At 37.8% G+C, this 13,726-nt stretch carries 16 protein-coding genes; 9 read left to right on the forward strand and 7 right to left on the reverse strand.

All coding sequences use genetic code 11. From position 1 onward, the window contains the following. Nucleotides 1-394 precede the first annotated feature (394 nt). Nucleotides 395-1,351, reverse strand: coding sequence for an ABC transporter substrate-binding protein (locus F3G75_RS06045; protein ID WP_149716924.1), 957 nt, complete (start codon nt 1,349-1,351; stop codon nt 395-397). A 141-nt stretch (nt 1,352-1,492) separates the two neighbouring features. Continuing rightward, entirely contained in the window at nt 1,493-3,328 is a 1,836-nt protein-coding gene (locus F3G75_RS06050) for an aryl-sulfate sulfotransferase (protein ID WP_149716925.1), read from the reverse strand. Nucleotides 3,329-3,610: 282 nt separating this feature from the next. On the opposite strand from F3G75_RS06050, the gene F3G75_RS06055 reads away from it, so the two are divergent. The 7 genes from F3G75_RS06055 (at nt 3,611) to F3G75_RS06085 (ending at nt 9,622) form a co-directional block, all read left to right on the forward strand. Beyond that, the gene (locus F3G75_RS06055) at nt 3,611-4,357 is read left to right on the forward strand and encodes a carboxymuconolactone decarboxylase family protein (RefSeq protein ID WP_149716926.1); all 747 of its coding nucleotides are present in this window, start codon (nt 3,611-3,613) and stop codon (nt 4,355-4,357) included. Between the two features lie 115 nt (nt 4,358-4,472). Further along, complete coding sequence (locus F3G75_RS06060) at nt 4,473-5,129, forward strand: thiol:disulfide interchange protein DsbA/DsbL (protein ID WP_149716927.1); 657 nt, start codon at nt 4,473-4,475, stop codon at nt 5,127-5,129. Between the two features lie 8 nt (nt 5,130-5,137). Further along, nucleotides 5,138-5,758 carry a protein-disulfide oxidoreductase DsbI gene (gene dsbI / locus F3G75_RS06065; RefSeq protein WP_149716928.1) on the forward strand — a complete coding sequence of 207 codons (621 nt, stop codon included), beginning with the start codon at nt 5,138-5,140 and terminating at the stop codon, nt 5,756-5,758. Nucleotides 5,759-5,803: 45 nt separating this feature from the next. Then, nucleotides 5,804-7,453: a sensor histidine kinase gene (locus tag F3G75_RS06070; RefSeq protein WP_149716957.1), complete on the forward strand. Its 1,650-nt coding sequence runs from the start codon at nt 5,804-5,806 to the stop codon at nt 7,451-7,453. A gap of 1 nt (nt 7,454) precedes the next feature. After that, nucleotides 7,455-8,135 (forward strand): response regulator transcription factor, encoded by a 681-nt coding sequence (locus F3G75_RS06075; protein WP_149716929.1) that lies wholly within the window; start codon nt 7,455-7,457, stop codon nt 8,133-8,135. Between the two features lie 90 nt (nt 8,136-8,225). After that, nucleotides 8,226-8,795: a hypothetical protein gene (locus tag F3G75_RS06080; protein WP_149716930.1), complete on the forward strand. Its 570-nt coding sequence runs from the start codon at nt 8,226-8,228 to the stop codon at nt 8,793-8,795. A 92-nt stretch (nt 8,796-8,887) separates the two neighbouring features. Then, on the forward strand, nt 8,888-9,622 hold the full coding sequence (locus F3G75_RS06085; protein WP_149716931.1) for a hydroxymethylpyrimidine/phosphomethylpyrimidine kinase: 735 nt from the start codon (nt 8,888-8,890) through the stop codon (nt 9,620-9,622). Between the two features lie 3 nt (nt 9,623-9,625). Here the strand turns inward: F3G75_RS06085 and F3G75_RS06090 are convergent, their stop codons facing one another. Genes F3G75_RS06090 through purM form a run of 3 tightly spaced genes read right to left on the reverse strand, consistent with a single transcriptional unit; the run spans nt 9,626 to nt 11,290 of the window. Then, the gene (locus F3G75_RS06090; RefSeq protein ID WP_149716932.1) at nt 9,626-10,048 is read right to left on the reverse strand and encodes an RDD family protein; all 423 of its coding nucleotides are present in this window, start codon (nt 10,046-10,048) and stop codon (nt 9,626-9,628) included. A gap of 1 nt (nt 10,049) precedes the next feature. Beyond that, on the reverse strand, nt 10,050-10,307 hold the full coding sequence (locus tag F3G75_RS06095) for a hypothetical protein (RefSeq protein WP_103604234.1): 258 nt from the start codon (nt 10,305-10,307) through the stop codon (nt 10,050-10,052). Then, complete coding sequence (purM, locus tag F3G75_RS06100; protein WP_149716933.1) at nt 10,307-11,290, reverse strand: phosphoribosylformylglycinamidine cyclo-ligase; 984 nt, start codon at nt 11,288-11,290, stop codon at nt 10,307-10,309. Before purM ends, F3G75_RS06095 begins: the two co-directional genes overlap by 1 nt. Nucleotides 11,291-11,370: 80 nt before the next feature. On the opposite strand from purM, the gene coaE reads away from it, so the two are divergent. Together coaE and dapF are read left to right on the forward strand one after the other, a co-directional pair. Next, nucleotides 11,371-11,967: a dephospho-CoA kinase gene (gene coaE, locus F3G75_RS06105; protein ID WP_149716934.1), complete on the forward strand. Its 597-nt coding sequence runs from the start codon at nt 11,371-11,373 to the stop codon at nt 11,965-11,967. 47 nt (nt 11,968-12,014) lie between these two features. Continuing rightward, nucleotides 12,015-12,758: a diaminopimelate epimerase gene (gene dapF, locus F3G75_RS06110; RefSeq protein WP_149716935.1), complete on the forward strand. Its 744-nt coding sequence runs from the start codon at nt 12,015-12,017 to the stop codon at nt 12,756-12,758. Between the two features lie 225 nt (nt 12,759-12,983). Here dapF and rplT read toward each other — a convergent pair whose 3' ends face one another. Next, nucleotides 12,984-13,340, reverse strand: a complete 357-nt coding sequence (rplT, locus tag F3G75_RS06115) for a 50S ribosomal protein L20 (RefSeq protein WP_004317321.1) — start codon at nt 13,338-13,340, stop codon at nt 12,984-12,986. 99 nt (nt 13,341-13,439) lie between these two features. Continuing rightward, a complete protein-coding gene (gene rpmI, locus F3G75_RS06120) occupies nt 13,440-13,631 on the reverse strand; it encodes a 50S ribosomal protein L35 (protein WP_054195943.1) in 192 nt (63 codons plus the stop codon). Nucleotides 13,632-13,726: the final 95 nt, after the last annotated feature.

Genomic DNA, 13,726 nt, shown 5'->3' on the forward strand with positions numbered 1-13,726 from the left:
AAGATATATTACGTGATAGTAGCGAGAATAAGCTAAAAATAGATGGTGATAGCAACGATGAGCTTACTCTTGGAAGTAGCTGGACTAAAGGTGCTAGTTCTGGTGGTTATACTACTTATACTAGTGGTACAACTACAATCGAAGTTCAAGACCAAATACACGTACTTTAATATCTATACTTTTAATCCCAAAGGAAATTCCTTTGGGATATTCTTTCTTGTCATTAAATTTTTATAATTGTTTGTCTTTTTAATTAGCACCAAATCCACAGATTTTTAGCTATTTAAGCATTTGGCATATATTAAGAATCAGTAAGTCTGGATGATAAGCAAAGGCTGAAAATGGATTAAAATTTGGCGGTAAATGTAGATAAATTTACTGCCGCAAGGATAAATTATTTTCCAGTTGGGTCTAGACCATTTAGGATATAGTTAACTTCATTGTCATTTAGATCGTAGTGCAAAAATTCTTTATAAAATTTCTTTGTCTCAGTAGCTATGTCCAAATCTTTAAAGATTTCAGGATGTAAAGTCTTAGCCGCCCATAAAATTTGCAAAGCCCCCTCTGCACCGTATCTATCCCAGCTAAAAACATCCGCTGGATTTATGAAGACTTTTTTGTTTTTGACAGCATTTATGCCAGCATAGACTTTGTTTTCATATATCTTTTCTATAGCGTCTGGCGATTTGGCTCTGCCTATGATGATAACGTCTGGATTTATATTTGGTATCTCTTCCGCATTGATTTCTAGCATATTGCCCTTTGCTTGTACTGCATTTATGACACCTGTGACACTTATCCACTCATCGATTATTGTATTTGAGCCATCTACTTTGAATAAATTTTTATCCTCTGCTATGTGAAGCGCTTTTGGCCTCTCATTTTGAGCTATCTTTGGAGCATCGCCTCCTATGGCATCAGCCATGATAGCTACGCTCTTTTTCATGTCGGCATGGTTTGTAAATGACGGATAAAGGACGTTAAAGCCATTTTTTGTTAGCTCCTCTTTGTTCTTTTTATCTGCGGCTATGACTATATCGGGACTTAGCTTGACTAGCTCTTCTACTTGCAGACTCTTGCCGTTTACGCCATTTGGAATGCTTGAAATTCTAGGATATATATGTGCAAACCATTTGTTGTTTTTTATGAGATCGGTTGTTGCGACTATTTTGTCAGCACCACCTAGCATCAAGACGATTTGGTTATTTGCATACCAAAGCGTAGCGACCTTTTCTACATTTACAGGGACTTTGACGATGTCGCCAGATATGTCTTTAATCTCTCTAAACTCAGCCGCATTTATACTAAAAGCAGCCATTAACGCTACTAAGGCAGTAAAAATTTTTCTCATTTTCTTCCTTTTTATGAAATATATATTTTTATAGTTTAAGAATTTTATCGGATATAAGAATGGCTAAATTTTTAAAATTTATAAGAAAGATTTCCCTCTCCATACAAGATGGAGGGGAAATTTAAGCAAGAAGTAAATTGCTTATTTCTCAAAAGCTTTTTGTAAGCTAAATGGAAATGCCTGATAGCCCATCGCATTTGTCATTTTTATCTCGATGCTTGGCTCTTTTGCACCCCACTCAAACTCATCGATGTGTGGGCTTGGAAGTCCTACTGGACGACCTTTGGCGATGTCAAACTGCATACCGGCAACGGCTGAGTAGACCATGATACTATCAAGGTCATCTTGATACTGTGTAAGGCTGGTGACCGAGCTATACCACTCTTTTCCGCGCTCTTTGCCGTATTCCCAGACTTGCTCGACTGTCTTTTTGCTTTCGTCTATTTTATAAACAACCGCGCGAGAGTATTTCATTCCTGCTATTGCGGGCTGCTCCATTCCTCTTGTATCGCCGTTGTCAAAGACAGTGAGATAGACAAGACCTTTTTTGGACTTGCTATCTATCCTAAATGCCGTATGTTGTGTCCACTGCCAGTCAAAGCCGCCATTGTCGCTCTCATATCCTGGGCATTTTGAGTACTCATCTTCGCAGACGATTTTACTGCCTTTGGTGTCGACTGGTTGAAGAAGTTTATCTTTAAATTTATCGCTCCAGCCTTTATGAGCACCCATTATCCATTTTACTTGTTTATCACGGCCGATTTTGATGACTGCATCTTGGTGGCGGCTTGAGATGATTATGCTATCGTCACTTGGGTCATAATCTACGCTATTTACGTGAGCCCAGTTACGGCCAGGTCCTGCTCCTACGATGTCGCCCCACTTATCGTGAGTATCCATCGATTGAAGCTCATCGGAGCTTGCTGTGTGTCCTGCTTTTTTAGCATCGATATTTAAGCAAACTGCGCCTTGATCAAGTGTTTTTAGCACGATATCGCGGTAAGGATCAAGAATTTCATAAAGCCTAAAGTCATCAACTACGTTGCCATCTCGGTCAAGCTCAACGATCACGTCGCGCACCGTTCTTACGTTTTTTCCGTCAGCCCTTTTGTAATCAGCATTTGCAACGCGCAAGAAGTAGTGTCCATTTTGTGCTACGTCCATCGAGTGAGAGAAGTCGTTGTAACTAGCTGGTAGCTCGCGGTTAAAAATTTCTCTACCCATAATGTCGTATTTTGCGTATCTTTGGCCATAGCCCCAAGTCATAGCACCGTCGTCATTTTGCTTAAAGCCCATCATTACGCCAGCGTTAAATGGCTGTTTTAGATCGTAAATTTTGCTTGGTTCAAGGTACCATCTAACCTCGCCTTTTGTATCAAGGATAAAGTTATTTGGGCTGTAGTTCCACTCGATCGCACCACCAGCTGGGTTGTTCCAAACGACTTTTGTGCCTTTTCCAGTTTTATTTACAAAGTTATTTACATAATAAAGCCTGTTTGCAAATTTGGCAGTCGCAGGCTTGGTAACCTCGATCTTATCAAAGAGCACACCCTTTTGATTTGGTGTGCCTGAGCTTTCTAGATAGATGGCTGGGGCGTAAATTTTATAACTCTCTTTTACATGCTCGCTTTTGCCCTTGTAAATCTTGTCGTATTCGACCTCAACGGTATTTTGATAGTCAGGGTACATGCCAAAAACTGGAATACCGCCATGTGTGCGAAGATGTTTGTCGGCCACTTTATAGCTTATTACTTGACCACCTTGTTTTGGTACGATGGTTACTTTGGCATTGCTTAGTGTGTAGCCACCATTTTTGATAACTGCGGTAAGTGGAGCAGTGTCGTAAGGGTTTACTACTACCTCGCCGATTTGCCCAGTGATAGCATAGTCAAGCTTGGCTCCACTTGGACCACCTATGGCAAAGGCCGATGAATAAAGCACAGAAGCTAGTGCAAGACAACTCAAAGTATTTTTCATAACATCTCCTTTGGATAAATTAAATTTTATAAACTCTACTCATAAAGCTTATAAAATTTAAAAAAAGCCTTGGAATGCCCAAGGCTTAAAATAGGTAAAAGGAGTAATAAAAAATATTGCGTCCTTCGTAATTGTAATAAAACTTTATAACATAAAAATCACGATAAACTTTATAATGGCTTAAAATCTAAATTTATATTAAAAATTTTTGTCTTTTTGGACATTAAGCTAGCATTTACGCTTTAGCACTTATAATCAGCCCCAAACAATGGAGTAAAACTTATGACACTAACTTACAATGCAAAGAAAATTTATGAAATTTGGTTTGGTTCAAAAAGTGAGCTTGAAGAGAGCAATGCTAGCTTTTTAGAGGATTATTTAAATTTTTTAGGCGATATTAGTGAGGTGATAAATATTGATGAAAAAACAAGGCTTTCGGTTATCATCGCCTCTCTTTGCGTGAGTAAAGGCGCAAAAAGCTCATTTAAAAGCTTCGTTAGTGCCGCTTTAAATGTAGGCATATCAGCAAAAGAGATAAGAGAAATTTTATATCAAGCAGTGCCTTATGCTGGGCTTGGTAAGGTAGAAGATTACATATTTTTAGCTGATGAAATTTTTAATGAGCGCTATATAGAGTCTGAAAATATGCCTAAAAAATCAAGAGAGGGCAGAGGCGAACGAGGCCTTGAGATACAAAGAAAACTTTTCCCAGCAGTTGATAAATTTATCGCATCAATGCCAAATGATCAAAAACATATAATGGAGTTTTTATCGCAAAACTGCTTTGGTGATTTTTATGCAAGAGATGGGCTTAGTTTAGAGCTTAGGGAGCTTTTGACATTTGTCTATATCACGACTCTTGGCTTTGCAAAGCCACAGCTTTTAGGGCACATTGCTGCAAATTTTGGCATCGGAAACGACAGAGCTAAACTAATAAGCGTTGTTGCGACACTTATACCATTTATAGGCTATCCGAGTGCTTTAAACGCATTATCAGCAATAAATGAGATAAGCTCTAGTAAAAATTAAATTTTTAATCAATACAATATCTTATAAATTTCAGCCAAAATTTATTCTAGCGTTAAATTTGCGGTTGAGCTTGGTTGTAGAATAACTCAAAATAAATCATCTAAAGGAGATTATCATGAGTTTTCTATCTAAATTTAGTAAGGCTATCTTTGCTGTTGCGGTGGCTGGAGCGATTAGTGCTAGTGCATTTAGCGAGGGTGAGGACTACGTCAAGCTTGAAAAGCCACTAAGTGTGGGACAAAATACGCTAGTTAAAATTTTTAGCTACGCTTGCCCATTTTGCTACAAGTACGACAAGAGCGTCACTCCAAAGGTGGTCGAGAAAATTCCTGGACTAAAATACGAGCCATTTCACCTAAAGACAAAGGGCGATTATGGCGAGGTTGCGAGTAAGGTTTTTGACGTGCTTATCGTTATGGACGAGGCAAAAGGGGTTAGCTTATTTGATGAAAATTCGCTATTTAAAAAGGCTAAATTTGCCTACTACAAAGCTTATCACGACAAAAAAGAGCGCTGGGGCGATGGCAAAGACGCTGAGGGTTTTTTAAAGACTGGTCTTGAGGCAGCTGGCGTTAGTAAGGCTGATTATGAAAAAGAGCTAGCTAATCCAAAAGTGACTGAGCTGCTTAAAAAGTGGGATGAGAGCTACGATGTGGCAAAAATTCAAGGCGTGCCAGCATTTGTCGTAAATGGCAAATATCTCATCATGACAAAATCAATCAGCTCGCTTGACGGCATGGCAGCACTCATCGAAGAGCTTCTTAAAAAATAAGGTGTCACATGAGCTTTTTTAAAAAAATGGCTAAATTTCAAGACTCACGCATCTCTTGGGCAACCTTAGTCTTTGTAAGCGTTGCACTTGTCGTTATCGCGCACTCGCTCTTTCAAAACTACGCCTATATGCCTCCTTGCGAGCAGTGCGTCTATATACGTTTTGCATTTTTATGTATGGCACTTGGCGGCGTGATCGCTATGATAAATCCTAAAAATTTGCTATTTGCTCTAATTGGCTACGTCTTTGCCTTTTGGGGAGCGGTGCAGGGCATAATGTATAGCGTAAAGCTAGCTAAAATCCACGATGCAGTGCATGGTGATGATCCTTTTGGCGTACAGGGCTGCTCGACTGAGCCACACTATCCATTTGGTTTGCCGCTTGAGAAGTGGGCGCCTGACTGGTTTATGCCAACAGGAGACTGCGGATATGACAGCCCTATGGTGCCTGATGGTGCAGTTCTAAGCGATCTGCAAAAGAGCATAGTTGATCTTTATGCGGACGGCTGGTATCTTGTGCCATCATCTAAATTTATGTCGATGGCTGATTGCACGCTGCTTGGATTTGGTGTTTGTTTTGTAGTGCTTGCACTTATGCTCGTTTCAAAGCTTTTATCCTTTTTAAAATGAATTTAGTTAGCCCAAATTTGGGCTAACTTAGGATATACTGTGCGTATGGGTATTAATTTAAAATCACAAAATATTAAAATCTACGTCATCATCTTGCTTGCTAGCCTTTTTGTAATACTTCTTGGGCTAAATATTTATAGCAATGCAAAAGAGAAAATCATAGAGCTATCTGATAAAAATAACATAGCAGTTAGCAAAAATATCGTAAATAACTTTCAAATTTGGCTTGATGAACGTATAAATTCACTCATTCGTGCGTCAAAATTTATACAAAATGCAGGCATCGTAGATGACGATGAAAAGATAGCTGGCTTTATAAAGCTCTTTAAGCAAAACGCAAAAGAATTTGATCTAATGCAACTTTTAAGGGATGATGAAGAAATTTTTGTAGACGGAGAGAAAATTTTAGAAGAAGTTATGCCAAAGAGTGAAAGAGCAGGGCTTATCTGGTATGTTGAGACAAAAAATACAAATGCCCCAAGCGTAAATTTCATGCAAAAACATAAAATTTTAAAAGGCTCAACTCTAAATTTATGCGTTCCAGTCACAAAACAAGCGAAATTTAAAGCAGCACTTTGTGGCGTTGTGCGTATAGAAAATATCTTTAACAGCATTAAAAATTTTAGCCTTGCGCCAAATTCTTACTCATTTTTAGTAACTCATAGCGGTGAAATTTTAACATCGATACCTGATCTTGCTTTAAAAAAAGAGATCGAGGAGAAATTTAAAGAGTTGTTTTTAAAAGATGAAGATATTACGAGCTTAAAAATAGGACAAAATTTAATCCAAGTAGCTGAGATACCAACGATAAATTGGTTCATAGGAGCTGGCACAAATAACGAAGAGGAAATTTCAGCTTTAACAAAAGAAGCTTTAAAAAATGCTCTAAGCTTGCTCTTTGCCTTCGTTGCGCTCACATTTTTGGCAAATATTCTTCATAATTTTATGTATAACAAGATAAAAAAGATACAAGATGAGTATGAAACATTGCTAACTCATAGAGCTAAAATGAGTGAGGCTGGTGAGCTAATAAGTGGTATCAATCATCAATTCATTCAGCCAGTAAATTCGCTAAAACTAATGCTAAGCTCGTGCATAATGCTAAAAAAAGAAGGTAAATTAAGCGATGAGGAGCTAATAAATTTACTTGAGAAAGGACAAAGCTCGGTCAAACTTCTTTCAAGTACTATTGAAATTTTTAGAAATTTTTACAAAAGCGCTGAAAACGTGAGCGAATTTGAGGTGCAAACAAGCGTTAAAAACCTAATAACTCTCATGCACACAGAGCTAAGCCGTGCAAATGTTAGTGTAAAATTTAGCGGCTTTAATGAACAAAAAGTTCGTCAGATAGAAAATATAATCCAACAAATTTTGTTAATCCTAATACACAACGCAAAAGACTCACTTGTCGAAAGCTACAAAAATGAGCCACTAAAGCGTATCATCGAGATAAAATTTAGAAGCTTTGAAGATAAGTGCTACATCGGAGTTTATGACAATGGAAATGGCGTAAGCGAGCAAATGAGCGAGAAAATTTTTACTTGTCTAAATACCACTAAAAAGCAAGGAAATGGTATAGGACTTTATTTTGCTAAAAAGCTAGCACAAGAAAAGCTAAATGGTGATGTAAGGCTCGTAAATAACGCAAAGCCAACGGTATTTGAGCTAAGTTTTGATATAAATTTAAAGGACTAAAATGCAAGAAGTCTTAGAAATTTTAAAAAAGACGTCCGTCTTGGTAGTCGAAGATGACGATATGGCAAGAGAGCTTATTATTAGTGGGCTTAAACCTTATTGCGAACAGGTAATTGGTGCCTGCAATGGACAAGATGGCGTAGAGAAATTTAAAAAGCAAGGCTTTGCTATTGTGATGAGTGATATTCACATGCCAGTGCTTAATGGCTTTGAGATGATGAATGAGATGAAGCGTACAAAACCGCACCAAAAATTTATCGTCTTTACCTCTTATGATAGCGATGAAAATTTGATAAAAAGCATGGAGGAAGGGGCGATGCTTTTTTTAAAAAAGCCTATTGATATGAAAGATCTTAGATCAATGCTTATTAGTTTAAGTTTTGAACGAGATGAAAAGCTGGTTTATTTAAGCGATGAGGTGAGTATAAATTTAAAAAGAGAGAAAATTTATAAAAACGGCATTGAAATTTATCTTAGCTTTTTGCAAAATAAGATATTTTGGCTCTTTGCTTATAATCTAAATAAGCTAGTTACTTATGAGATGATAGAAGAATTTGTCTATGAAAGCGGTGTTAGCAAGGCGGCTATCCAAAATGTAATACTTCGCCTAAAACGTGAGCTTGGCGTGAAATTTAAAAATATTAGTGAGAGTGGATATATTTTAATCACAAAATCTGAATGATTTGGAATTATCGCCACCTTGTACCATAGTACAATATACAAAAGTAATTAAATATACTAAAATACCGACAAATAAAAATAAGGAATAAAGATGGCAGCAGTAGCTGGTATAGTTAAAAGTGTTTCATCTGATGTTATAGCGATAGACCAAAATGATCATGTAAGAGTTTTAGACGTAAATGATAAAGTATATATCGGAGAGGCTATAAAGGGCGAGAGCGAAAGCTCAAGCATTACAATCACTGCAAATGATGGACAAGATATATCAATAAACGGATACGATACTCTTTGGCTAGATAGTAGCGTAGTAAGCGATGATGTTGGTGAGTCTAGCATAGATACTGACGCATTGTTTAAAGCACTTCTTGGCAATGATTATGTATCGATTTTAGATCATATAAATGAAAAAGTAGATGATATTCTTAGTGCAACCAATTTAGAGCAAGAAGAGCCAAATGATGAGGCTAGCGTAAATATTAGTTTTAATGAAATAGATCCAAATTTAGCAAATGAGCATGGATTAAGAGAAGATGATCTTTTAGCTAAAATGAATGAACATAAAGAGAGCGATAAGCAGGTAGATCCTAGCTTTGAGCATACAAATCTTAACGCAACTACGATATATATAGATATTGATAACGACTTAAATAAACTTTCATAAATTTGAGCTTTTTGCTCAAATTTCTTCTGTTTTAAAAAACTCAAATTTATCTAATATCCTCTATAATAAGCCAAAAATTTCAAAGGAAAACGATGAAAAAAATTCTAATAATCGCAGGCTCTTGTAATAGTGGCACAGCTGGGCTTCAAGCAGATATAAAAACATGTGCTAGGTTTAATTGTTATAGTGCAACAGCGGTAACTTCTTTGGTCGCTGAGACTACGGATGCCGTAAAGAGTGTAGTTTGCTTAGAGCCTAGTTTTGTCAAAGATCAGCTAAATACGCTTGCGGAAGAATTTAGCTTTGATGCGATTAAGATAGGTATGTTATTTAGTGAGGAGATCATGGAAGTGGTGCGTGAGTTTTTGCTAGCTCAAAATACCAAAGTAGTGCTTGATCCAGTTTGCGTCTCAAAAAGCGGACATAAACTTATAAAAGATAGTGCGGTGGCAAAGCTAAAAGATCTAATGAGCTTAGCAACGGTAACTACTCCAAACTTAGATGAGGCAAATGTGCTTTTTGGCGATGATTATAAAGATTTGCCTTGTGATGTTATCGTAAAGAAACATATCAGCGAAGATAGCAGTATAGACACACTTTATAAAAAAGATGGCTCACTAAGAAATTTTAAAACTCCACTTGTTAATCCGCTTGTAATGAGTGGAACTGGTTGTAGCTTCTCAACTGCAATTGCTTGCTTTTTAGCAAAGGGCAAGAGCTTAGAGGAGTCTATACAACTTTCAAAAGAGTATATTTGCTCTATCATAAAAGAGAGCATCGATACAAAACTTGGCAAAAATCGCTTACTTTGGCATGGAGCGAAGTAAAATTTATCCCTCTGATCTTTGCACGGCAGCTGAGTGAGTGATGATGTCGTGCAGATTTAGTTTATCTTTTCTAAAGAAACAAAGGCAAAGTCCAAGTATGCTAAAGCCAGCAAAGGCAAAGCAAATTTGGCGCAAGATGGTGTGAAAAAAGCTTAGTTTTCTACCGGTTTTTAGGTTTATTAGATAAATTTCTTGTGCTTTGTAGCCTGGGGTTTGTGCTTTTATGCTAAAAAAAAGGCACATTATAAGTGAGATCAGGCTATTTGCACCAAAAATAGCAATTTGGTTATGCAAAAATGCCTCTTTGCCATCAAGCACAAGATATGTTGTCACATAAAATATCGGCATACCGATGATAAAAAGATCGATAACAAAGGCCTTTGCTCTAGCCCAAATAGATGCGATTTTTGCCTTTTGCTTTGCCAACTCAATTTCCTGTATTTATGTAGATACGGCTAAATTTCTCCCAGTCATATAGATAGACTAGGTTGTCACTCTCGCCATTATCATGCGTGACGCAGAGCATAGTAGAGGTGCGTGAGACCTTGCACCAGTGATTATAGAGATCAAGTTTTTTGATATCGCTTTCTAGTACACCAAAACAGCCTATATACTCATAAATGCTAAGATCAAAAAAGCTCTTATTTTCGGTCTTTAGCAGGCGTTTTTTGCTATTTTCTTGCATTAAATTAGCTCTACGCCTTTACCATTTACTACTTCACCGATCACGTAGCCATCGCTGCTAGTTAGGACAGCATCGACGTTTTCTTTAGGCACAACTAGGATCATGCCAACGCCCATATTAAAGGTTCTCATCATCTCGCTATCTTCTACTTTTTTGGCAAGAATTTTAAAAATTTCAGGCGTTTTTATAGCGCTTTTTTGCACTTTTGCGCCAAGTCCAGCAGGAAAGACGCGAGGCAAGTTCTCAACTATGCCACCACCAGTGATGTGAGCCATTGCTGTGATCTTATCTTTTAAATTTAAAAAGTCACTAACGTAAATTCTTGTTGGCTCAAGAAGCACGTCAATGAGTGCTCTATCACCTACTTTTTCATCAAATTTAAGTCCAAGCTCGCTAACCACTTTTCTTGCTAGTGAAAAGCCATTTGAGTGCAGGCCACTACTAGGAAGCGCGACTAAAATGTCACCTGCTTTTACAAATTTGCTTCTATCGATCTCGTCGGCCTCGGCGATACCCACGGCAAATCCAGCAAGGTCGAAGTCACCTTTTTCATACATTGATGGCATCTCGGCTGTCTCACCGCCAATAAGTGCGCATTGTGCCTTTTTGCAGCCATTTGCGATGCTTTTCACCACCTCTTTGGCGCTCTCTATCTCAAGCTTTGCTGTCGCGTAGTAATCTAGGAAAAAGAGTGGTGTAGCAAAGTTACAGATGAGGTCATTTACGCACATTGCGACTAGATCTTCGCCAACGCCGTCAAATTTCTTAGCGTCGATAGCTAGGCGAAGCTTTGTGCCGACACCATCAGTCGCACCTAAAATGGCAGGATTTTTATATCCGCTTGGTAGCCTGACCGCTCCTGAAAATGACCCAATGCCACCTATAACGTTTGGTGTTTGTGTAGATTTTACGAAAGGCTTTATCGCCTCAACAAAGCTATTTCCAGCATCTATATCCACTCCAGCATCTTTATAGCTTATCATCTTTGCCCTTTTTTGTAATTTTTTAAAACTTTAGCCAAAAGTTGCTAAAATTGTCATCAATTTTCAAAAATGGAGCGAGTTTGCAGAAATTTCCAAACGCTTATGTCATCACAGGCTCGATCGCTAGCGGTAAAAGCACGGCTATAAATTTGCTAAAAGAACGAGGCTTTAGTGTGATTGATGCGGATATGATCGCTCATGAACAGCTTGAAATTTGTAAATGTGAGATAGTGGAAGTTTTTGGAGAGCAAATTTTAGATGAGACCGGCAAGATCGATCGTCAAAAACTTGGCACCATTGTTTTTAATGATCCAAAAAAGTTAAAAATTTTAGAGCAAATTTTGCATCCAAAGATAAAGGGAGAAATTTTATCTCGCGCTGCAAAGCTTGAGTGTTTGGGGCAGGTTTATTTTGTGGATATCCCTTTATTTTTCGAAAAGCAAGATCGATACACCGAGTTTAAAAATGTAGCTGTAATCTATGCACCAAAAGAGCTACTAATAAGCCGTCTAATAAGCCGAAATGGTCTAAATTTAGAAGCAGCAAAAGCTAGAGTGGAGCTTCAGATGGATATCGAGCAAAAGCGAAAAAGGGCAAATTTCATCATAGATAATAGCGGTGATAAAGAGAATTTAGAGCAAGAACTAGAGAAATTTCTAAGGCAAATTTATGGCTGAGCTTATATAAATTTGGCAAAAAGTAGAGCAATTTTAAAGGAAAAATAATGCAAGTTTCAAAGTACAACGCTAGTGGCAACGATTTTGTCATATTTCATACATTTTTAAACAAAGATAGAAGTGAGCTAGCAAGGCAAATTTGCAGCCGAACGAACGGCGTTGGAGCTGATGGGCTCATCGTACTTTTGCCTTACGAAAAGGGTGTGAAATGGGAGTTTTACAACAGCGATGGAAGCTACGCTGCGATGTGTGGCAATGGCTCGCGCGCGGCTGCTAGATATGCCTATCTAAATGGTCTTGTTAGTTCAAACGAATTTGCTCTGCTAACTGGTAGTGGTGAGGTGATGGCAAGCGTGAAAGGTGAGTGCGTCGAGGTTGTGCTAACAAGTCCAAAGATTTTAAGCGAACCGATAAATGAAAACGGCAAAACTTGGTATTTTTACGATACAGGCGTGCCGCATCTTGTAAATTTCACGCAAAATTTAGATGAATTTGACGTCAAAGAGTGCAGGGCGCTTCGTCAAAAATACAATGCAAATGTAAATTTAGCCAAATTTGAGGGTGGAGCTTTAAAGGTTAGAACCTACGAAAGGGGCGTAGAGGACGAGACGCTAGCTTGCGGTACTGGCATGGCGGCTTGCTTTTACGGCGCTACATTAAATTTAAACGCAGCGCAATGCCTAAAAGTCTATCCAAAAAGCGGCGAGGAGCTTGGACTTAGGCTTGAAAACGGCAAAATCTTATTTAGCGGAGCGGTGAAACACTGTTTTGATACGAGTATTGAAATTTAGCTTTTAGGGTGAGTTTTATACTTGTTCTTGGCTAGTTATGGTAAGCAAATTTTTAAATTTATATTACTAAATTTGTGCCTAGCTGATGAAGTAAAATTTTTATAGTGGCTTTAATTTAAAATTTGAATACAAAATAATCAATTAAAAACTCGAAAAATAAATTTTAATAAAAATTTGAATAGAAATTTAAAAAAAGAAGATCTCCGCCGAAGCGGAGAAAAGGTGTTATTTCAAAGCATCTTTTGCTTGTTTTGCAAGTGCCGCAAATGCCTTCGCGTCATTCATAGCTAGATCAGCTAAAATTTTTCTATCAAGTTCAATCTTAGCTTTGTTTAAACCGTTGATAAATCTTGAATAGCTAATGTCGTTTAGTCTGCAAGCTGCATTGATACGAACGATCCATAAACGTCTGAAATCACGTTTTTTCTGGCGTCTGTCGCGGTATGCATAAACTAAACTTCTCTCTAGTTGCTCTTTAGCTTTTCTAAAGTGTTTATGTCTAGCACTGAAAAAGCCACGTGCTAGCTTTAAAACTTTCTTATGGCGTCTTCTTCTAACTACGCCTGTTTTTACTCTTGCCATATTTATCCTTTTACAAATTGGCGCTCACAAAGTGAGTCTTGCCCCTAAATTTGGGGGAGTTTGAATGACTTTTTGTCAAAAACTTAAATCTACGCTGCTTTATACGCCGAGCATTTTGCGAACGGCTGAGACGTTTGTGCTATCCACGTAGTGTGGTCCACGAAGGTCTCTCATACGCTTACTAGGTTTTTTTGTTAAGATATGGCTTCTAAAAGCAGAGCCTCTTTTTATCTTATTTTTACCTACTTTAAAGCGCTTAGCAGCACCGCGAACGGTTTTCATCTTTGGCATGCTAATCCTTTTTGAAATTTTATACGCAAGCAAGTGCGTAAGTTTTGGATTATAGCGAAAAATCCTTTAGAAAATTTAAATTTCACTTAGACAAA

Source organism: Campylobacter concisus (assembly GCF_902460705.1).
GTDB classification, from domain to species: domain Bacteria; phylum Campylobacterota; class Campylobacteria; order Campylobacterales; family Campylobacteraceae; genus Campylobacter_A; species Campylobacter_A concisus_Z.

What these genes read in the sequence shown, in the direction of transcription:
- F3G75_RS06045 (WP_149716924.1), bottom strand. Translation starts at nt 1,351, where the DNA reads ATGAGAAAAATTTTTACTGCCTTAGTAGCGTTAATGGCTGCTTTTAGT.
- F3G75_RS06050 (WP_149716925.1), bottom strand. Translation starts at nt 3,328, where the DNA reads ATGAAAAATACTTTGAGTTGTCTTGCACTAGCTTCTGTGCTTTATTCA.
- F3G75_RS06055 (WP_149716926.1), top strand. Translation starts at nt 3,611, where the DNA reads ATGACACTAACTTACAATGCAAAGAAAATTTATGAAATTTGGTTTGGT.
- F3G75_RS06060 (WP_149716927.1), top strand. Translation starts at nt 4,473, where the DNA reads ATGAGTTTTCTATCTAAATTTAGTAAGGCTATCTTTGCTGTTGCGGTG.
- dsbI (WP_149716928.1), top strand. Translation starts at nt 5,138, where the DNA reads ATGAGCTTTTTTAAAAAAATGGCTAAATTTCAAGACTCACGCATCTCT.
- F3G75_RS06070 (WP_149716957.1), top strand. Translation starts at nt 5,804, where the DNA reads ATGGGTATTAATTTAAAATCACAAAATATTAAAATCTACGTCATCATC.
- F3G75_RS06075 (WP_149716929.1), top strand. Translation starts at nt 7,455, where the DNA reads ATGCAAGAAGTCTTAGAAATTTTAAAAAAGACGTCCGTCTTGGTAGTC.
- F3G75_RS06080 (WP_149716930.1), top strand. Translation starts at nt 8,226, where the DNA reads ATGGCAGCAGTAGCTGGTATAGTTAAAAGTGTTTCATCTGATGTTATA.
- F3G75_RS06085 (WP_149716931.1), top strand. Translation starts at nt 8,888, where the DNA reads ATGAAAAAAATTCTAATAATCGCAGGCTCTTGTAATAGTGGCACAGCT.
- F3G75_RS06095 (WP_103604234.1), bottom strand. Translation starts at nt 10,307, where the DNA reads ATGCAAGAAAATAGCAAAAAACGCCTGCTAAAGACCGAAAATAAGAGC.
- purM (WP_149716933.1), bottom strand. Translation starts at nt 11,290, where the DNA reads ATGATAAGCTATAAAGATGCTGGAGTGGATATAGATGCTGGAAATAGC.
- dapF (WP_149716935.1), top strand. Translation starts at nt 12,015, where the DNA reads ATGCAAGTTTCAAAGTACAACGCTAGTGGCAACGATTTTGTCATATTT.
- rplT (WP_004317321.1), bottom strand. Translation starts at nt 13,340, where the DNA reads ATGGCAAGAGTAAAAACAGGCGTAGTTAGAAGAAGACGCCATAAGAAA.
- rpmI (WP_054195943.1), bottom strand. Translation starts at nt 13,631, where the DNA reads ATGCCAAAGATGAAAACCGTTCGCGGTGCTGCTAAGCGCTTTAAAGTA.